The 20847-nt window shown below is 48.9% G+C and carries 17 protein-coding genes; 1 reads left to right on the top strand and 16 read right to left on the bottom strand.

What is annotated here, in order from left to right:
* Positions 1-47: 47 nt before the first annotated feature.
* The 15 genes from ACGHZ6_RS07625 to ACGHZ6_RS07555 all read right to left on the bottom strand — a co-directional run bounded on the left by ACGHZ6_RS07625 (position 48) and on the right by ACGHZ6_RS07555 (position 18050).
* Entirely contained in the window at positions 48-836 is a 789-nt protein-coding gene (locus ACGHZ6_RS07625; RefSeq protein WP_390618233.1) for a hypothetical protein, read from the bottom strand.
* 63 nt (positions 837-899) lie between these two features.
* Positions 900-1622 (bottom strand): lipoyl protein ligase domain-containing protein, encoded by a 723-nt coding sequence (locus ACGHZ6_RS07620; RefSeq protein ID WP_390618232.1) that lies wholly within the window; start codon positions 1620-1622, stop codon positions 900-902.
* Positions 1622-2326 (bottom strand): 2-oxo acid dehydrogenase subunit E2, encoded by a 705-nt coding sequence (locus tag ACGHZ6_RS07615; protein WP_390618231.1) that lies wholly within the window; start codon positions 2324-2326, stop codon positions 1622-1624. Before ACGHZ6_RS07615 ends, ACGHZ6_RS07620 begins: the two co-directional genes overlap by 1 nt.
* 25 nt (positions 2327-2351) lie before the next feature.
* Positions 2352-2594 carry a lipoyl domain-containing protein gene (locus tag ACGHZ6_RS07610; protein WP_390618230.1) on the bottom strand — a complete coding sequence of 81 codons (243 nt, stop codon included), beginning with the start codon at positions 2592-2594 and terminating at the stop codon, positions 2352-2354.
* Positions 2595-2631: 37 nt separating this feature from the next.
* On the bottom strand, positions 2632-3666 hold the full coding sequence (locus tag ACGHZ6_RS07605; RefSeq protein ID WP_390618229.1) for an alpha-ketoacid dehydrogenase subunit beta: 1035 nt from the start codon (positions 3664-3666) through the stop codon (positions 2632-2634).
* Between the two features lie 29 nt (positions 3667-3695).
* Positions 3696-4703, bottom strand: a complete 1008-nt coding sequence (locus ACGHZ6_RS07600) for a thiamine pyrophosphate-dependent dehydrogenase E1 component subunit alpha (RefSeq protein ID WP_390618228.1) — start codon at positions 4701-4703, stop codon at positions 3696-3698.
* 34 nt (positions 4704-4737) lie between these two features.
* Complete coding sequence (locus tag ACGHZ6_RS07595; RefSeq protein WP_390618227.1) at positions 4738-5589, bottom strand: SDR family NAD(P)-dependent oxidoreductase; 852 nt, start codon at positions 5587-5589, stop codon at positions 4738-4740.
* A 10-nt stretch (positions 5590-5599) separates the two neighbouring features.
* A complete protein-coding gene (locus ACGHZ6_RS07590) occupies positions 5600-6592 on the bottom strand; it encodes a VOC family protein (RefSeq protein WP_390618226.1) in 993 nt (330 codons plus the stop codon).
* 94 nt (positions 6593-6686) lie between these two features.
* Positions 6687-9044 carry a TonB-dependent receptor gene (locus ACGHZ6_RS07585; RefSeq protein ID WP_390618225.1) on the bottom strand — a complete coding sequence of 786 codons (2358 nt, stop codon included), beginning with the start codon at positions 9042-9044 and terminating at the stop codon, positions 6687-6689.
* Between the two features lie 203 nt (positions 9045-9247).
* Entirely contained in the window at positions 9248-9661 is a 414-nt protein-coding gene (locus ACGHZ6_RS07580) for an MAPEG family protein (protein ID WP_390618224.1), read from the bottom strand.
* A gap of 16 nt (positions 9662-9677) precedes the next feature.
* Entirely contained in the window at positions 9678-10658 is a 981-nt protein-coding gene (locus ACGHZ6_RS07575) for an NAD-dependent epimerase/dehydratase family protein (RefSeq protein ID WP_390618223.1), read from the bottom strand.
* Positions 10658-12940 (bottom strand): DUF3604 domain-containing protein, encoded by a 2283-nt coding sequence (locus ACGHZ6_RS07570; protein ID WP_390618222.1) that lies wholly within the window; start codon positions 12938-12940, stop codon positions 10658-10660. Before ACGHZ6_RS07570 ends, ACGHZ6_RS07575 begins: the two co-directional genes overlap by 1 nt.
* Positions 12941-12949: 9 nt before the next feature.
* Positions 12950-15112: a DUF3604 domain-containing protein gene (locus ACGHZ6_RS07565; RefSeq protein ID WP_390618221.1), complete on the bottom strand. Its 2163-nt coding sequence runs from the start codon at positions 15110-15112 to the stop codon at positions 12950-12952.
* Positions 15113-15273: 161 nt separating this feature from the next.
* A complete protein-coding gene (locus tag ACGHZ6_RS07560) occupies positions 15274-16806 on the bottom strand; it encodes an arylsulfatase (protein ID WP_390618220.1) in 1533 nt (510 codons plus the stop codon).
* A gap of 140 nt (positions 16807-16946) precedes the next feature.
* The gene (locus ACGHZ6_RS07555) at positions 16947-18050 is read right to left on the bottom strand and encodes a ferritin-like domain-containing protein (protein WP_390618219.1); all 1104 of its coding nucleotides are present in this window, start codon (positions 18048-18050) and stop codon (positions 16947-16949) included.
* Between the two features lie 96 nt (positions 18051-18146).
* Here ACGHZ6_RS07555 and ACGHZ6_RS07550 point away from each other — a divergent pair, with 96 nt between their 5' ends.
* The gene (locus ACGHZ6_RS07550) at positions 18147-19187 is read left to right on the top strand and encodes an AraC family transcriptional regulator (RefSeq protein ID WP_390618218.1); all 1041 of its coding nucleotides are present in this window, start codon (positions 18147-18149) and stop codon (positions 19185-19187) included.
* On the opposite strand, the gene ACGHZ6_RS07545 is transcribed toward ACGHZ6_RS07550, so the two are convergent.
* Positions 19171-20844, bottom strand: coding sequence for an HAD family hydrolase (locus ACGHZ6_RS07545; protein ID WP_390619155.1), 1674 nt, complete (start codon positions 20842-20844; stop codon positions 19171-19173). The genes ACGHZ6_RS07550 and ACGHZ6_RS07545 overlap by 17 nt on opposite strands.
* Positions 20845-20847 lie beyond the last annotated feature (3 nt).

Below are 20847 nucleotides of genomic sequence, written 5' to 3'. Positions count from 1 at the left end.
GAAAGATAAAAGCAAGGGCGACTATACCGTCGCCCCAGAAGAATAAACTAGAATGTCATTTCCGGCAGCTCAGCCAATAACGCCTTGGCCTTTTCAATATCCAGATACTGCATGGCATCTGCTGGCTCTACAGCAACAGCCGAACTTAACAGTGCTTCCGCACGCTCACGTTCCAAATCACCGTACATGAGCAAGATACCGTTAGCCATTTCAATAGCCGGTACAGGTGAATCGATTTTTAATGCCAAAGCTTCCTCAAAGGTATCCATGGCTTGCTGCTTTTTGGCGCCATAGGTCAGATTGGCCATCATGGAACCGGCTTTATCCACAATCTCCGCATTCCAGCCAGCATAGGTCACCATGCCTTCCACATGACCGGGTTCCAATTCCAGACACTTTAAAATCGCATCTTTAATTTTGGTCGCAATGCCCTGAGCCAAGGCTTCAATAATATTGATAAACTGGCTGTAGCGGCCTACGGATACCGCATACATATAATGCGCATTGGCACTGTCAGGATTAGCCTCCAATGCTGCTTCTGAAATCTCGATAGCCTGTTTAAAGAGCGCTTCTTTGTCTTCGTCAGCCGCCACATATTGCGTATAAATCGTCGCGGCAAAAGCCGCAGCAATCAATCCTCTACCACCTGCCTGCTTGCCCAGCGCTACAGCCTCGGCAAAACGTCCCTCATGGTAGGCTCGCCAGGCGTCCTGTACAGCAGCTTCCGCTGGAAAGGGTTCCAAATTACCGGCATGCATTTTAATCCAATGCTTTTGTAACTCGCCTCCACTAAGATCAAACACCTTACCTTGATAAGCTATCCAACTATCAGTCATAACTATCCACCTACAATAACTTTTTTAAATTTCACTTTTTAACACCTCCATTTCTGCAAGGTATTACATGAGATATTCAGTATTTAATGTCGACACCAGATCATGGGCTAAGGTTGTTTTATCCAAACTCAAACCGGATGAGGCAACCATGTTATCCAGCTTAGCTAAGGCCAATTTCCCTTCACTTGCCGTTAGGCCAGGATAAAGATCAATAATCATGTCCCAATTCTGCTGCCCGGTGATCAAACCGCTGACAATAGCCGTGGCATGGCGCTTGCGAATCTGGGCTAGACCCACCAGTTTTTTGCCTTCGGAATCCAATAATTCGCCATGGGATAAACCGGCAAAACAAATCCAATCAATATACTCTGCTGCCTGTTTCTTGAAATCGGCGAAGTCTTCCGCCACCGCTAAACTGCTGTTAATACCTTGAGCTTTGAGCGCAGCCTGCCAGGCTCGACCAAACCATTCAAAACTGGCGACAAGGCCAATGTCTTTTTTATCGTGAGGCAAAATCAAGCTGGCACTTAACATATTGGTTCCAGCAAGTACGACCCCACCGCCAGCTCTGCGAGCCATCACATCAACGTTGTAACCTTTGTCGATAACAGCTTGTTGCCAGGTTTCAAGTTGTCGACGCTGGCTGCAACCCAAAATGATGGAGGGCTGGTCGTACAGCCAAAGCCATAATTCAGCCTTGGAGGGTTCAGCATCCAGGCACGCAATCAGGGCCTCTTGCTCTTCAACTGCACTGCCACTAAAACACTTAACCTCCACCATCGACATTAGCCCTGTAACGCCTCCGCGGTAATAGCTTCTAAACGCCTGCCTAGATCCGCCAAAAACAATCCCGCCTGATAACCGTCCAGTGCCCGGTGATCAAATACCAAGCTCAACGCCATCACAGGGCAGGCCTCAACCTTACCCTCGACAACCCAGGGTTTCTGCTTTACCGCTCCAACACCCAGAATGGCAATTTGGGGTGGGTTTAATACCGGGGTAAACCAGTCAATCCCGGTCATTCCCAAAGTACTTACCGTAAAGCTGCCGCCTTGATAAGCGGACGCAGGCAAGCTGCCTTGGCGCGCCTTGTTGGCAAGCATACCCATCTCATCAACAATCGTTTCCAGTGTTTTTTCGTTGGCATACTCAACCACAGGAACAACAACACCCACCTCAGTATTTACGGCAACACCAAGGTTCACTGACTGCCAATGTTCAATTGTTTTGTCAGAAACAATGCCATTGAGACCTTTGTGTTCTGGCAGGACCTGAGCAAGTACTTTTAACAAAATATGGGTGATAGTGATTTTCTTTCCGGATGCTTCGCGCATCGCAGGAATCAATGGCATCACATCACGCAAATTCACTTCAAGGGTCTGAGCGACCCTGGGCGCCTGCCAGGCACCGCTGAGGGATTTGGCGATAATGCCGCGAATGCCTTTTAGCGGAATAGACTCAATGTGTTGATCTTCGAGCACTTCTGTCATGTTATTAGCCTTGGTTATTCTGCGATTAGCCAATGGTTGCCAGCACGGTGCCTTCAACAAAGTAGGCTTCTTCGGTAACAGTAATAGCACTTACCGTTCCGCCGACAGGCGCTTCGATTTCATGGTTGGCTTTTACCAAAACCACACGGGCAATTACCTGACCGGCCTCTACAGTATCGCCCTCAGCAACCAACCACTCATCCAGTAATGCCTCAGTACCAGCTTCTACGCCTTCCCAGGCTTCGCCATTTAATGTTATCTCTGCCATCTTGTATTTCTCTATTTAGTCTAGCTACTAACGGGGGTTATAAAACGGAAACTTCCATCATGGCGGCAACTTCCTCAACAATATGCTCAACCTGAGGGATTGCCGCCTGCTCCAACGGGCGTGAATAGGGAATGGATACACCATTAATACCCAAGCGTTTGACAGGGGATTTCAATTTAATGGAGTCCAAACGCTCGGCGATCACAGCGGATAGCTCCCCTGTCATGCCATAGTGCAGATAATCCTCATCAACCACGAGCAAGCGACCGGTTTTTTGCACCGAAGCAACGATGCTATCGATATCCAGAGGCACCAGGGTTCTGGGGTCAATCACTTCCGCAGAGATACCCTGCTCGGCCAACTGTTCCGCCGCAACTGCAGCTTTTTGTACCGTTTGTGACAGGCCAACGATCGTGACATCGGTACCTTCTCGGACAATCCGCGCTTCGCCCAACGGAATCGCGTAGCTTTCTTCCGGCACATGGTTATCGATTTCGACATCGATATACCCCATCACAGGTAAGCCCATAATGGCCTTATGGAACAAGTAAACGACCGGGTTATTATCGCGAATAGCACTGATCATCAGGCCTTTGGCATCGTGCGGATTAGACGGCGCAACCACCTTTAAACCAGGTACATGGGCAAACAAACCGTGCAGGGTTTGTGAGTGTTGGGCAGCATCGGAAAAACCACCACCGGTACTCGCGGTAATCACCAGCGGCGCATTGACATTGCCACCAGACATATAGGCTACCTTGCTGATTTCATTCATAATCTGACCAAAGCAGACGCCCATAAAATCAACGAACATCAATTCCACAATGGGTCGATAACCTTCCACCGCTGCACCTAATGCTGCGCCCATCATGGCGGTTTCAGAAATGGGAGTGTCCATCACCCGATCTTCACCAAATTTTTGCATCAAACCAGCAGTGGACTGGAAAACACCACCCATCTTGCCAATGTCTTCACCCATGCAGAAAACGGTTTCATCGCGTTCCATTTCCTGCTCAATACCTTCTACCATTGCCTGAAAGAAGGGACGGTTACGTATAGCTGTATCACTCATTTCTCTCTACTCCTACTATCCACTCCCAATTAAACAAACGCATGCTGCCAAGCTTCACAGATATCCGGATACTCGCTGGCCCGAGCATATTCAATGGCTTCAATGACTCGCGCTTCTACGCGCTTTTGAACGTCCTTGATTTCTGCATCGGTATATACACCCTCTTCGACCAGCTGCTTGGCATAGGCGGGAATAGGATCGTCACGCTGCAGTTTTTCCACTTCACCTTTAGGCCGATAAATTTCAGGGTCCCCCTGGAAGTGGCCATAATAGCGATCCACTTTGACTTCGATCAGGGTGCTGCCCAGCCCTTCTCTGGCCCTGGCTACCGCTTCTGCAACCGCCTCAAATACGCGTTCCGGGTGATTCTGATCAACCTTGATACCTGGAATACCGTAACTGGATGCACGGTCTGCATTGGATTCCACAGCTGTCGACGTGGCTTTATTGGTGGAAATACCGTAGTTATTGTCCTGGCAGACAAACACACAAGGCAGATTCCAAAGGCCCGCCATATTCAGGGCTTCATGGAAGGCTCCCTCGTTGGCAGCCCCCTCGCCGAACTCCGCCAAAGCGACTGCGCCGCTGCCTGCTTTTTTATAAGCCAGTCCAGCCCCCACCGCTTGCGGAATACCCGCGCCGACAATACCGGTACAAGCAAATTTGGCTTTCGGGTCAAACAGGTGCATATGCCCGCCTTTACCCCGGCACAAGCCATCTACCTTGCCAAACATCTCTGCCGTCATAGCCTTGAGATCCACACCATGGGCAATAGCAAAATGATGGGCGCGGTGAGTACCCCAAACGGAGTCCCCTTGCTGCAAATGAATACAGGAGCCCACGGCTGCAGCTTCCTGACCGGCGGACAAGTGCATTTCCCCCGGAATGGGGCCAGCACCCAGATCAAAAGCCAGTCCCTTTTGGACTTTGGGTGGCAGCTTACCTTCAAAGTAGATCATGCCAATCTGATCTTCATAAAAACGAATCAGCGACATGGTTTCGTACATCCACTTTTTCTGATCGGATGAGATACTCATAGTATTTACCTGACGTAGTGTGAGTTATTACAGATTAAACTGCGCTCGCATTGGAGCTGCTTTTCATGTTCTTTGATAATGTATCGGTCACCATTGACTCACTGATGCGTTGCATAAGTCCTGGGAAATAGCGACTGAGGAAATAGGTAAATTTGGGGCGAAAACCGGGAATAATCAGCTGTCTCTTTTTCATTAAACTGCGGATCATTTCATCGCAGGCTTGATCGACCTCCAAGGTTCCCGCAAATGATTTCAAACGCCGCGTTACCGGATGCATGGTTTTAAGCTCTTTCTCAACCATCGGTGTATTAATTTCTGCTGGACAGATAACCGAGACGGCAATGTTACGCGGCAATTCTTCAAGACGAATAGCACCAGCCATACCCAACACAGCAAATTTTGAGGCGTTATAGGCGGCATAGCTGTAATTCGGCACCAGCCCCGCTAGGGAGGATAAAAAAGCCAACTGGGCGCCTGGTTGCATGACTGGCAGTACCGCATTGGCAAAATTACGACTACCAAACAGATTAACAGCAATAACCTTTTCGAATTCCGAATTCGATAATTCGTCAAAGGTTTTGGCCAGCTGAATACCCGCGCAGTTAATCGCCAGATCGGGCGAACCAATGCTGGCAGCTGCAGCTTTTGCCGCTTCAGCAATTACATGTTCATCACATAAATCCGTTTGCCAAAAACCAACTTTAACCTGGTGTTGCTCAGCCATTTTCTTTAGGCGCTGAACAACAACTTCATCAAACTTAAGGTCAAACAGAGCCAAACTTATACCTGAGCGAACAAAGCTCTCAGCAAGATAGAGCCCCAAGCCACTGTTAGCGCCACTAATAAACGCCGTTGACCAGCACGCTCTTAATTTGTCTGCATTCATGCAGTATTCCTCAAAGCCTTAGTGATGGTTCCAGCTTATCGGATTGCTTCCAGCCGGGCTTTGCTTTAAAACCCATAAAACTGTCGTACCAGGGTTTTACCATCAATAGCTCGAAGCTAAATCCCTGCTGATCGTTGACATACACCACACTCCAGGCGCCAAGATGCAACGCTCGGCTGTTGCCTAAAATACCATTGGCCTTGCAGCGTTTGTGAACCCGGTTGAACTCACGCCAACTTCTAAAGCCAAAGGCAATATTCAACAGTCCCTGATCGCTGATGCGGTAGTCGTCCGGCAACTTTTTGCCAAGCGGTTGCTGGTACTGGACTATTTCGATAAACATATCGCCAGCGTCAAATACACGTTGTAACCGCTGGGCGCCAGTTAAGCCCCACAAACTCTCGTGTTCAGCGGAATGGATTAACTCTGAATCCAACTCCTGCATTCCAAAAATATCCCCCATCAATTGCGCAGAACGTTCTATATCTTCAACAGACATTGTGACACTACGAACTGCCACCGAAGCCGACAGATTTGGCCGCTGGCGCTTGGATCGAGCACGGATGTCCTCTTCCATAATTTCCAGAAGAACACCTTCTGGATCTCGAAAACAGGCTCTGCGCTGTCCAGATTTACCCTGCACTGCGCTTTCCAGCTTGCCACCCAACCTATCCAACCGAGTCAGGCAAGCATCAAAATCTTTCACCCATAGTGACACCATGGAATAACCAATATCGCAAGGACGCCAGTCTTTCGCCTGCGGACGCACTACAGGTGACTCAAATTGAAATAGCTCTATCTGAAACTGAGATTGCTGATCCACCAACCACCAACAGGAAGACGCCGCTTTGGGAATCCCCTGAATACTGGAGGCAATAGGGCCACGAAAGGAATTAGTCCCCCCCGCAGGTAAAAAACCAAATAATTGCTGATACCACGCATAGGTCCCAGGCTGATCGAGGACACTCATGGCAATCTGACAAAGCGGTAATGCTGAAGACACAAATTACCTCTTACTCTGATAGGGTAAAAAGAAAAGTCGCCGCTAGCAAAACGCTAGCGGCTGCTGTCAAAACGACAGAGGCGAGAGAGAGACTCTAGAAACTATAGCGCCCTTGAATGGCGATGGTTCTTGGACGGTCTTTAATACCGAAGTAAGTACCGGTTGCCGTAAACGGCACATCGTTATTAAAGTTGGTGGTTTCTTTATCGGTAATGTTTTTAGCGATCAGTGCCACACTCCACTGTTCATCCACATCACTCAACGCAATGCGCAAATTCACCTTGGTAGCCGAGTCATGCTTGGTATTCGGATCCAAATCCAGCGCGGAATAGAATTCGTCCTGGTAGTTCACATCCACAACGTTACGCAACTCCAACTGATCGGTTAGAAAAGTCACATATTCCAGACTTAAGTTCGCTGCATATTCAGGGGAATACAGCAGGGTTTCACCTTCAAGATCCTGAGTACATGAGCCGGAACCACTGTAGGCCACAGACTGGGGCACAGTACATGGCGCAGTATCAAACTCATCGTAGGTGGCATCCAAGTAGGCAACGGATCCCGATAGCGTCCAGCTCTCACTCAGACGCCAGCGGCCATCCAATTCCAAGCCCTGCGAGATTGACTTACCCGCATTGGAGACACGGAATACATCCCCTACCAGCGCACTGACCTGCATATCGTCAAACTCGCTACGGAAGACAGCAACGTTCAACTCAGCAGCGCCATCCAACAAAGACATTTTGGCGCCCACCTCAAAGTTCAACACTTCTTCGTCTTCATATTCGAGAATATCGCTGGTGTTAGCACGAGAGTCGGCGTTACCCACCTCGACAAATCCTGGCATGGTAACCACACGCACAGTTTCATCTGAGCCGGAATAGGCTTCATCAAAACCGCCGGACTTAAAGCCAGTACTGGCCGAGAAGTACGCCATCACATCAGGGGTAATATCCCACTGCGTGTTGAAAGACCAGGTCCACTGTTCACTGTCTCTTTCCAGATCAGTAAATTCGTGGGTACGTAGATCCTCAACCACAACAAACTGACCGCCACCAACGGGCAATACCGGGCTTGCACCTGCACCAATACCCAAACCGTAGGCTTCGGTCATATAAGCACGTTTATCCAGCTCTTTGGTTTCTTCGTCATAGCGTAACCCCAGGGTTACCCGAAACTCTTCATTGATATTCCAGGTGGCCTGAGCAAAGGCAGAAGCGCCATCGGTTTCCTGATCAAACTCCGTCAGATATTGTGCGTCACCGATCAACGCCAGAGGTGCTGCAATAGCCAAGGGCGCCGCACCGCCATTGGTCAATTCATTAAGATCAAAATCAATAAATTCACGGTTCACTTCCAGAGTAGATGCCTGCCAGTAAACACCGGCAATCCAATCAATGGTCTCACCACCCGGTGACACCAGGCGCAACTCCTGACTATATTGCTCGTAATCATCATGTCGAATACGACCCAAAGCAGGATTCGGCGACTGATCGGCATCTTCAGCCCGTGTGCGATCATAGGCCGAGTAGCCACTAATGGATGTCAGGGTTATATCACCCAACGCGTAGTTAACGGTAACCGAACCGGTATGGGTACGCGACGCATTGGTCTCCGTAAAATCCATTTGCGCTTTATCGTTTAACACACTATCAGGGTATACTGGTGCACCTGCAGCGCTGGTCTGATAAATCTCGCGGTTACTGCCATCGCGGTCAAACTCGCCGTATTCATATTTGGCAATCACTTCAAGATCTTCTGCTGCATCCCAAACCAAAGTGGTGCGCACAAAGTTCTCGTTATTATCTGGGCCTTCGCGGCCATTAGTGGTGTTTTCCACCCAGCCATCGGTTTCACTGTGGCGGAACGCAATACGTGCGCCCAAATTCTCGGTCAGCGGACCGGATACAACTCCGGTGTATATCTGCTCACCAATTTCAGCCTCGTAAAGTCCTTCCACATAACCTTCAAAGTCAGACGTTGGTTTTGCCGAGGTCACATTGATGGCACCACCAATGGTATTTTTACCAAACAGCGTACCCTGCGGGCCTTTGAGGATTTCAACGCGCTCAACATCCATGAGGAAAGGCACATTGGCCAGCTCACCACGGCCGGAATAGATGCCATCGACATAGAGACCAACGGACTGCTCAAAACCCGCATTAGTACCTGAACCAATGCCGCGAATAAAGATGTTGGGGGAAGCCTGGCCTGGGTTGATGGTGACATTAGGCGTATACAGTGCAACCTCTTCCAGGTCACGAATACCCATATCGGCAATCTTCTCACCGGTCACCGCACTGATAGAAATAGGGACGTCCTGCAGACCCTGGGCGCGTTTTTGCGCCGTAACAACGATTTCCTCTAGCGCAAAGCCTTCGGCCTGTGCAAACCCACTCGATAGACTTGCGGCAATCGCAAAAGGCAACAGCTTAGGCGATATCGTTTTCATGGCAAACTCTCCTAATTATTTATATTTATATGCTTAACGGGTGCGCACGCCTTGGAGACATCGCGCAAAGGTATAGTGAAAGATTCCATGTACCGATGCTTGACCCTAAAGCTATGGATTTGACTCTAGAAACCAACCTTTAACAGGCAAAAAAAAGCAGGCCTAAGCCTGCTATGCATAGTGAGCAAGAGAGAATTTGAAAGCTAACTGTTGAACACAATCCGTATTAACATGGCCCATAGCAGGACACTGGATATCAGGTAACAACTAAAGCGGTGCATCACCCTGTTATAGGTGCAATGAATCACGCTATGTAAAACCCTGAAAATCAGAAAACCATAAGCCAACATCACATAGGTATTATCAACAAGCTGGTTGCTTTCGAGATACAAACAAAGGGCATAGAAAATCACCGGCATCTCAAACAGGTTTTTCAGGTTGTTCGATGCGGCATTGGTGCTTTCAGGCACCAGGCCGGTTATCTTCTCCGGTGTTACAAACTCCTGGGGATCCAACCCCTGACGCTGTAAAAAACTTAAGCGCCGTACATACATTAATCCCCATACCAGCAAGGTTAACAGCATCATGCCGAAGAAGGGTTGCATCAAACTCGTCATAGTTCACCTATTAGTTTTATTGAAAATAACCTTGTTCAACGAGCCAGACTCGTGTTCTTTCCATACCTGCATCCAGGTCAATATGGGGCTGATAGCCAATAAGCTGTCTGGCTTTACTGATATCATAACTACCCGTGCGTGATAACATATCCATGGTCCCCGGCCCTATTTCCGATGCCTTACCCGTCAGTTTGGCTACAAGCTGGATCACATAAGAAAGCCCTTTCGCTAACGACAGCGACATGGTTTTTACCGGCTTAAGTATTCCCAGAAATTGATAGTAGTGCGCAAAAAACTCAGAAGCGGTTAGGTCAACACCATCACCAATGTTAAAGATTTGTCCCTTACCCTCCTCATGCTCCGCGGCCAATACCATGCCATCGATCAGGTTATCGATATAAACCGGACTAAATCGACCCTGGCCATAGGCGGGTAAAATAAATTTGTTATCCCGAATAGATTCCACTGGAATGATCACCCACGGGCGACTGCCTGGCCCGTAGACATCCGTAGGCCTGATAATGGTACAGTCGATAGAGCCAGATGCGTGGGCTTGCAATACCGCATGTTCACTGGCGATTTTGGAATCGACATAAACATTGCCAATGGGCTTTAACGGTGCCTCTTCACTAACACAGCCCTCAAAATAAAAACCGTAAGCGGCAACCGATGACAAATGCAGAAAGCGATTTACACCGGCGGCTATTGCAGCGTCCAATACTTGCCGTGTTCCCTTGACGTTGACCTCCCAGGCCTGATCCCAGTTAGCCGTGTTGGATACCAGAGCGGCAGTATGAATAACCAGGTCACAATCCTTAAGGTGCTCACTCCACCCCGCAGGCTGCAATAAATTACCACAGAAAATACCCTGCTCCGGATCGGCATTAAAATCTATGCCTACCGCAGTCCATCCCATGGCCCTATATCGTGCCATCAGTGATTTACCAATAAATCCGGCAGCACCCGTTATAAAAACTTTTTTGTTAACGTCAGACACTACTTTCTCTCCTTCCCAGCATAGTTAACAAAAATAGGAGAAGACCAGGCTCTAGCCCCCTGCGGCGCAAGACAATCATCTTCTGCCGGTGATTTGTAGCTGCCGTAACAAGGATTCGTGGTTAGCTTACCTGCATCATTAACACCGGTTCGTAAATTAGCCCCATTAACGGTTGGAGTAGCTTCCTCAATGGCCCTTACGTAATAAACGGCGTCTCGCTGCGCTTTTGAAAACTCCGGGTCCTCAAACTCAACCACACAGCCCGTGCCGGAGTCTTCACATTGAAACACCTTCCATTGATCCTCGATCAGGTTATCCAATGGTTCCTCGGAATGGTTTTGAGGCCGTATGCGAACCACCTCAATGCGATCAATACGGTGGCGTTCATCGGACGGGTTATAACACTCGCCATGGGCCATTTTTTCCAGGCGCCTGGCTTCCAGCTTGTCCACCACATAATCGGGGCAACCAGGCAACTGCTTAAACGAGCCTACGGCTTTGACCCGGAACTTCGGAGCCTGTTTCTGCTCTACCTCGCTACCCATAGGTTTATGGCCGTCCTCCTGCAGTAAATCAAACCACAGTAGAATACGGGCACCACTGGTGGCATAGACTTCACGACGCTTCATAGCATCCCAAAGACCATCGCGGCTGCGCTCGCTAACATGGACAGCAGCCAAGCCGCCTAAACTAAGGAAAGAACCTACACGCTCAAAATCACGGGCACGCAGGCCTTTGGCCACAGGATCAATATCTTCTGCCGCAATACTGACACTGACAGGTTCATCGGCTGGTGGTAGCTGTAAATTTTCCCAAAATTCGCTTCGAGGCCCATTACCATCGGTAAAATTCAAACGCTCTATCTGTTTAAAACCGTGACCAGCCCTGGCACTGTGGGTATCGGTTGAACCGATCATGCCCCACTTAAAACGCAATTCCTGATCATCCTCGGTAAATTTACGCAGCGCCAAACCGGCTTGTACCGATTTGCCAGGGCGATAATTCAAGGCCGGCAAAAATACATCTCGGGCCTGACCGGCATCCAGCCAATCCTCCGTCGTAGCACCGGGCACAGTTAGCTGGCCAGTCGGCCCATCGACTTCGGCGGCGTTCTGTCTGGCGTCCGTAGCTCGCTGTTCACAAACGACCTCGGTGTTCCCTTCTTGTTCACAACGCTGACGAATAATCTCTCCTGCCTGCCAACACATGGGCAGGTAATTATCCTGAGGTTCGGGGCAATAAGGGTGACCGTTTTCATCGAACAACCTTGCACGAAAGGTGCGATATTGCTCAGAGTTGCCATGCCCCGAGTAGACTTCAATCAAATTACTCTTTTCAGGATCAAGATCGTCAATCGTGAGCTGATGCTCCCAGCTGGCATTGGGCGGGGTATACCAGCCCCAGGTGGAACCATGGGGAATCACAATGGTATCCAAACCCCATTCATCCAGTTTGCTGTAGAGTTCTCCGGGCGTGGCTACGGCCTCGTAACAGTTCTCGGGCAAATCAGAGCTGGGAATGCCTGCTGGGCAATCCGGAGTTGCGGCCATTTTTTCGATCAGTGTATTGAAGGAGGCCAAATAATCTCGATGCCGAGGCATCAGCAATTGCAAAGCTTCTGGTAATTTACTGTTCTCGTTTCGAGCGGCAAAAGATATCTTGTCAACAATGGCCGCGATAGGACGCGCAGGTAACTCACCGGGGCCATAACCTTTGAAAAGCACATTATGATGGCCATAGTGCGTTTCGGCCGTGCCGCCTACCTGAGTCCACTCCCAGCCCATAAAAGCCATCAAATCGGGCGATTCACTGTCGGCCTGACTATTACATAAACGTACAGACTCAATGGCATCACGCCAGCGTTCCGGCTCGTATGACTCGGCATGATCGGTTAGAAAATAAAAGTCCAGTTGTGAGATAAAACGCGCGTAATCACAGGCATAGCCAGGCGGAAAAGCGCCTTCTGCACCATGCATCAGCGGCAAGCTAAACATAAAGGCATCACTGGAATTGGTGGTATGCACATGGGTGTCACCGAACAGGATTTGCGTTTCTACCTCGGGATTACTCTTCTGTTGACGCACCTGTCGCTGCTCTACCATAGTTTCGGGCAAACTGGCTTCAGTTATCTTTGCCTCACTAAAAGGGTCTTCCTGCCAGAGTCGATCAGGATCAGCAAAGTACCCCGGCAACAAGCGATAAGTAATGCCAGGGGCGTAACCAGCAAAATAAACACCACCCAGCATGATCAGTACCACTAAAGAAATTAATAACTTTTTCATGCTATAGCCTTATTTGTAACTAACAAAGATGGGCGATGACCATGCCCTATGCCCTACCGGGGAAAGACAGTTATCTTCCTTAGCGGTTCGATTGTCACCGTAACATGGGTCAAGCGAGACAGCCTTGCCTGATGTATCAAAGGTTGTACGCAAGTTTTTACCATTCACCCGATCAGTGGTCTCCTGGATAGCCCTGACGTAATAGAGCGCATCGCGTTGTGAGTCTGGAAAGTCGTCATCACTAAACTCCACCATGCAGCCCAAGCCCTGATCGTCACAAGGTAATACCAGCCACTTATCTTCAATCAACGATTCGATATCTTCACCGGCAAATTGCTGCGGACGAATACGCACCACTTCAATTTGGGTAATTCGGTGACGCTCATCGGAAGGGTTAAAGCATTCCCCTTGCGCCAATCGCTGCAATGACTTACTGCCCAATTCCTGTTTAACCTGCTCAGAGCAGCCCGGTAATTGTTTGAACGCCCCCAACGCTTTTACACGGAAACGCGGGCTGTTTTGCATAGCAACCTCTCCCCCCATGGGAATAGAACCTCCTTCTTCCTGCAGTAGATCAAACCATAGATTGATACGTGCGCCCGAGGTGCCATACACCTCTTTGCGCTGCATAGCCTGCCAAATGGCATCCCGAGTTTTGCTCTCCGCATGTACCGCCACCAGGCCACCTAAAGACAAGAAAGAACTGCGCCTCTCTGTTTCCGTCAATCCGAACCCCAAACTCGTTAAGTCTTTGTGAGCGATTGAGACAGATTCAGCCACGGGTTCTTCATCTCTAAAGAGTAGATCATTCCACCACTGGCTTCTGCCGGATCGGTTACCCGCCTCGGTGCTGTTGATACGCAAGTATTCCTTAAAACCGTGGCCGGCACGTGAGGTGTGGGTATCACTGGAACCTATAAAGCCCCAGGAGTAGCCGAGCGGTGATTCTGGGTTTTCAAAATTCCTTAATGCCAGGCCATACTGCACGGATTTCATCGGCCGATAGTTAAAGGCAGGCATATACATATTGCGCGCCTGACCCGAGTCCAGCCAATCTTTAACCTCGGTTCCGGGAATCGCTTTCCAGCCACCAACATGGGGAACATCAACATAATCCTTTCTGGCCTTAGCCGCACGCTGCTCGCACTCAGACTCGGCTTCGCCTGACTTTAAACAGCGTTCACGAATAATTTCACCGGCCTGCCAACAGGATGGTAGATACTCCACGGTGGGTTCAACACAATAAGGATTACCGTTTTCATCAAACGGGCGAGCACGGAAGGAATGATAATTTTCTGAATTACCATGACCGGAATACACTTCAATTAAACGCATCTTGTCCGGGTCATGATATTTTTCCTGCAGCTGATGCTCCCAGGAGGCACCGGGCGGCGTATAGATTCCCCAGGCTGAACCGTGAGGTACAACCAAGGTTTCGAATCCCCACTCATCCAGCTTCTGAAACAGCTCTTGGGGATCCCAGGCCAGCTCAACACATTCAGCAGGCAACTCAGGGCTAGGTACACCGCTTTGGCACTCTGGCACCTTGGCCAAGGCCTTACCGAAGTTACGGTACTCTTGATACCTCTCTCTATTGGGGAAATCGAGATATCCCAACCACCAGGGCAACATATTGGCACTCTCGCGCAACCCCAGGGTGGCAACACCGCCTGCGCCAATTGGACGAGCAGGAATCTTATCCCTATCAATATCCTTAAACAGGACGTTATGATGACCGTAATGGGTTTCTGGAGTTTCGCCTACCTGACTCCATTCCCAACCAATAAAGGCAACCAAATCCCCATTCACACCATCGCGCTGTTGGCTGCAACGCTGGACCGAATCAATAGCATCCTGCCAGTATTCAGGTAGATAAGACTCGGCGTGATCGGTTAGAAAATAAAAATCAATTTGAGAAACATAACGCGCATAATCACAGGCATCAGCGGGCGGAAATGCGCCGCTGGCGCCATGCTTCATCGGCAAGGTTCCGGAAAAAGCATCGGCAGAGTAGGTAGAATGGACGTGAGTATCACCAAAAAGAATGTGTTTATCTGCAGCTTCAGCGAAAAAACCAACACCTGCCAATAAACCACTAACGGCAGCAACCAGTCTTGTTTTCTTGTTGCTACGATAATTGCTGCTTAGCTTGCCGCCCAAACTGGCTGCCATATCCCCACCTCTATATTACGTTATTTGAGAGTTACGATAATGGAAACCACGGGCTCAAACTTGACTTCTAATACCTTCAAGTTGACTTTGGGGTAAATTTACAAAAATTTGCATTGCAGCCCCTGCACGTTATAAACAGGGGCTGCTCACTAGCTTAGCAATCACTGCTTAATCGAGTACTCGATCGCCTTGGTGATATCTTCCACATTAAATTTGGCCGGTTTCTGCCTGGCAGGAAAGCGTTTAAAGCTGGCGACAAACTTACCTACGATCGGCAATGCTGGCATAGCCAGGAACTGGTTTTGCGTTTGCCAGTGATTGAACTGATTGGAGTTATGTTGCGCCCTTTCATAGGGATCCATACGCAAATCAAAAATCAGCGGAATACGTAATTGTACAAAAGGCTCACGCCAGACTTGCATCTCTTTAGCCCGCTGTTCGGCGAATACCAATTTCCAGCGGTCGTTATATCGCAAGCCGGTTAACAGACCATCATCACTGAAGTAGAAGAACTCCTTACGCCTACCCTCCTCTTCCCGCCCCATCAGATGAGGCAGCATATTGTAGCCATCCAGGTGCACTTTATAAGTCATATCACCGATGGTATGACCTTTCTGCAGTTTCTTTTTAATCTCTGTATCACCGACAGCTGCCATCAGTGTTGGTACCCAATCCAGATGAGCCATGACACTGTTTGATACAGATCCCGCCGCAATTTTATTGGGCCAGCGAACCAGGGCTGGTACCCGGAAACCACCTTCCCAGTTGGTATTTTTCTCACCACGGAATGGGGAAATACCCGCATCGGGCCATTCATTCAAATGCGGGCCATTGTCGGTGGTATAGACCACAATGGTGTTCTCGGTTAACCCCAACTTATCCAGCTGATTAAGCAGTGCGCCGACATGATCATCATGTTGCAACATGCCGTCGGCGTAAAAGTTTAATCCAGAGCGGCCACTGTATTCATCGGGTACATGGGTGTTGTAATGCATACGGCTGGAATTAAACCAGACAAAGAAGGGCTTTTTCGCTTTCGCCGCTCGATCGATAAAGTTCATGCCCGCATCGAGAAATTCCTCATCCACTGTTTCCATACGCTTCTTGGTTAAGGGGCCACTGTCTTCGACACGGCCATCGGCATAGGAGCGAATCACCCCTCGCGGTCCAAACATCTTTTTAAACATCGGATCTTTGGGATAATTGGGATTCTCTGGCTCTTCTTCGGCATTAAGGTGATAGAGATTGCCGTAGAATTCATCGAAGCCGTGGTTTGTCGGCAAGAACTTATCCCGATCCCCCAAATGGTTTTTACCGAACTGACCGGTCATATAACCGTGCGGTTTGAGTAGCTCCGCCAGGGTTGGATCTTCTTTTTGAATACCCAAAGGTGAACCCGGAATCCCCACCTTGGTCAGCCCCGTCCTTACCGGTATCTGCCCGGTGATAAACGCGGAGCGCCCGGCAGTACAACTCTGCTCACCGTAGTAATCGGTAAACAGCATGCCCTCTTTGGCAATGCGGTCAATATTGGGGGTTTTATATCCCATCATGCCAAAGCTCAGGTGACTGATATTGGAGAAACCAATATCGTCTCCCATAATGACAAGGATATTGGGTTTGTCCTGGTTAGCGGCTGCCGACCAGGAAAGTACCAGAGAAGATAAGAGCAGGATTCGTGTAAATAGTGACATCAAAATACCTTAACTATGAGCGAAAGTTTTTCAACAATGATCAACATTAGGGGATTTTATTTGCAGATACTTGACTTTAGATGCCAGTTTTCTGGAAAAAGAAATGGGGTCTGACCCGTAGGGTCAGACCCCGGGTGAGATTAATACAGTGGCTTGCTGAGTTCTGCCCAATCGATCTCGCCATCATCGGGCATATTTTCATATTCAAGGATACCCAGTGCTTCAAACTTGGGACGAATACGATCAGTCAGTAACCCAATACGGCGCAGGTTGGGAATCACACGGGAGAACAACAACTTGCGGAAATGGGCTGCCGCACCGCCATCAAGAAAGACCTGACGCGCCTCTTCCACATCAAAACCAAACTCACGAAAGACATCGGTTGGTACCAAACGCTCACGGCTCACGACACAGGCCTGATAGGCAAATTCTGCTCTATCCTCTTTTTCTTCCTGGCTGAGAGTTTGTACATATTCGGCCAGGTAGTGAATACCAAAGGCTACGTGGCGGGCTTCATCACGAATAATCAGGTGCAGCATATCGTGCTTAAACCCTTCTGGATTGACCAGTTCCTTCATGGTGGTAAACGCCGCCAAAGCCAGGCCTTCGATAACGACCTGCATACCAATAAATTTAAGATCCCAGCGCTCGTCGGTGAGAATTTTATCGATAATATTTTTCAATGCCCCATCAATGGGATACATCAGTTTTTTCTTTTGCTGCAAGTAACGGTTAAAGGTTTCGACGTGACGGGCTTCATCAAAGGTTTGAGAAGCGGCATACAGTTTGGCGTTGTAGGTAGGTGCACAGGATACCAGCTGAGAGGCTACCAACAGAGCGCCCTGTTCGCCATGTAAAAATTGTGAATCGGTCCAGGCTTCCGAATGTCGAATAAATTCCAACTGGCGCTCTTCAGACAGATCAAGAAACGGCTGATATTCAGAGAAACCACTCTGGATAATACGAATTTCAGTGGGCGCCTCACCGATTGGTTTACTCCAATCCAGATCAGTACTGGCGTTCCAGTTAAGCTCCTTACCCAGCTCATAGAGTTTCTGGATGCGATCTTCCTGTAAACGGTAGTCCCAGTTAAAACTGCCGGTGAGTGGAGTTTTAAAGATCTCTGCGACCTCATTGACCGCTTGTTCATCCAGCTCGATATCCATGTGATCGACCTCGATACTTGACGCGGTATCGAAGAAGCGCAGATCCCTTGGGGCGTTAGCAACTATTTGTGCAGGCATATCACTCTCTCTTATAAACATTATTTTTGGTGTTATAAGTTTTGCTTGCCAACCCCGTCCTCTCAAGGTTATCTTTTGCCATAAGATTGGTCATTTATGGCCAACCCCAAACAGAAGTGCGACTACAGGAAGCAGAGTATGGATTTACTGGAATTCCCCATCAGCTACGCAGCCATACTGGCCGATGTTGCCGAGGAATACGGTGCCAACCGCAACCAATTGCTTCATTCAGTAAAGATCAAAGCGTCTGATTTGGCAGATGCCAATCAACGAATCACCACCGAACAATTACAATCCCTGATTGTGGAAGCCAAACAACTGACTAACGAGTCAGCCCTGTGCCTCTACTTTGGTGAACACCTGACATTAACCGCCCATGGCGTTTTGGGTTACGCCCTGATGAGCTGCCATACCATCCAGCAGGCTATCGATCTGTTGATGAAATATCACCGCCTGTTGTTTAAAGACATTACGCTTAGTGCTCACCAGGACAGTCAGCATATCGAGGTTGAGTATCAGCGCCGTCCACAAGCATTGCTCGGTCATAACGACGATTGTGAATTGTTTTTTTCAGGTGTTATCAGCTCGATCAAACACTTACTGCATCGGGATGATTTTGAATGCGAAATTTATCTCGACTATCCTGCCCCACCCCATGTAGATCAATACCGGGCATTAATGGGCAACGCTATTTATTTTGACAGTGATACCTGTAAGATCAGTATTGATAAGCAATGGCTGGATGAAAAACCTGTTTATGCCAACCCGGTCATGCTGCAAATGTACGAGCGTCAATGCGATCAATTACTGGCACAAATGGAAGCCAGTACAGGGTTAGAAGAAAAAGTTCGCAGCTACCTGATCGCCTCACAGCAGTTTGCCTCCCTGCAACAAACCGCTGAACACTTCCATATGAGTACCCGCACCTTTCGACGTCGTCTGGAGGAAGAGCATACGTCATTTCAGGATATTCTCGACAGTGTGCGCCAGCAACTGGCTGAAACCTATCTGCGTGATCCGAGCCTATCGGTACAACACACCGCCGAGCTGCTGGGCTTTCACGATGTATCCAATTTCCGTCGCGCTTTTATTCGCTGGACAGGCATCTCCCCCGCTGAGTTCAAGAAGCATCTCTAGCACGGTATTTTTCTGCAGCCGCTTTCTTACGACAGGTTAACACCAGTGCCCAAAACTCCGAAAAGTCGTTGACCACAACATCCGGCTTATGCGGATAACGCTCATTACCGGGGAAAATTTTGCTTAACCAGGGTTGATCCCATTGCGCACCATTAAAGAAAACACTGGTAATGCCTGCGGTTTTAGAGGCGATAGTATCTGTCGTACTATCGCCAACATACCAAACGTTGGGGTGAATGGGTTCGTGCAGGTTTTGCAATGCTTTTTCTATCTGATCGATATGGGGCTTACGCCGTTCGGTATCATCACCACAGATACAGGTATCAAACAGTTCTGCCCAACCTGTGTCTTCAATCACCGACAGTTCGTGCATAAAAAACTCACGGTCACGATTGGTAATCACCCCAACTTTTAAATTCAGTTCCCGCAATCCCATCAGCATATTTTTGATATTGGGTTCGAAAGGCAATACGGTACCAAAATAGTTTCGATAGTGACGATTAAACTCTTTATGGGCGCGACGTTTAGCGACATCATTTTCACCAAACAACACTTCAAAAATATCGGTGCGTGAAATTTTACGGTCTATTTTTATCTTAGGATGCAACTTGCCGTAGGCTTTCACATGTTCCAGCAGTTTAATGTCTTCCGGGGATTTACAGTCTTCCGCTGCCACCAGTTTATCCAGCAACCCCATTTCCTCGAGCTCCGGCAACATATCATCTACCGCGTGATACATGGCATCAAGGGTATCAGCCAAGGTGGCATGCCAGTCAAACAGAATAATTTCCGGTGGGGTAAGATTCACAACGGCCGGATGCCAATCGGGTTCAATACGCGGTGGCGGCGGCTGGCGAGCCGGCAGACGCTCGGGACGGCTAGCACGAATACACCGAGACTCACCTTGTAGAGAAACCTCAATCATTAAATCCAGTAACTGATCAAAGTCATCCACCAAAGCCGCCGGGTAATATCGCTCGCGGCCGGGGTCGTAAAACATCTTGGCGATGGCATCCTGACTCCAAAGCCCGGCGTTATAAAAAACGCCGGGAATCCCCGCCTCTTTCGCCGTCACCATATCGGTAACGCTATCCCCGACATACCAAATATCCGGACCGGGGCTAACACCCAGCTTTGCCATCACTTCCAGCAGAGGACTCGGTGCCGGTTTGTATGATTCGGCTTCATTGCCACAATAGGTGATATCAAAAATATCCTGCCACCCTACAGCCATCAACTCATGATCAAGGAATTCACGAATGCGATTGGTCACCACCCCCAGCTTAATACCGGCTTGCTTTAAACAGCAGAGGAAATCATACACACCGTCCTGATACGGTGTTACATCACCATAGTGTTCACGGTAACTGTCGTTATAGGCGCGATGTGCAATGGAAGTCGCAACCGTGTCATCACCAAACAGCGCATCAAAAATATCGGTTCGGGACACCCGCTGCTCAGCAAGGATTTTGGGATGCAGGTGACGATAGATGCGGATATAACGCACCAGTTTTTCATCGTCTTGAGATGCGGCCTCTTCAGCAGGTTTGATCCGATCAATCAGATCCAGCTCTTCCAGCCTCGGCAGCATATCCTCAATGGCTTTGTACATGGCATCCAAGGTATTCACCAGAGTGCCATGCCAATCAAATAACAGTAC

This window comes from Maricurvus nonylphenolicus, from assembly GCF_042854845.1.
GTDB classification, from domain to species: domain Bacteria; phylum Pseudomonadota; class Gammaproteobacteria; order Pseudomonadales; family Cellvibrionaceae; genus Maricurvus; species Maricurvus nonylphenolicus.
The sequence above is the reverse complement of the archived record's forward strand: the minus strand, read 5'-3'. Positions and strand labels throughout refer to the sequence as shown.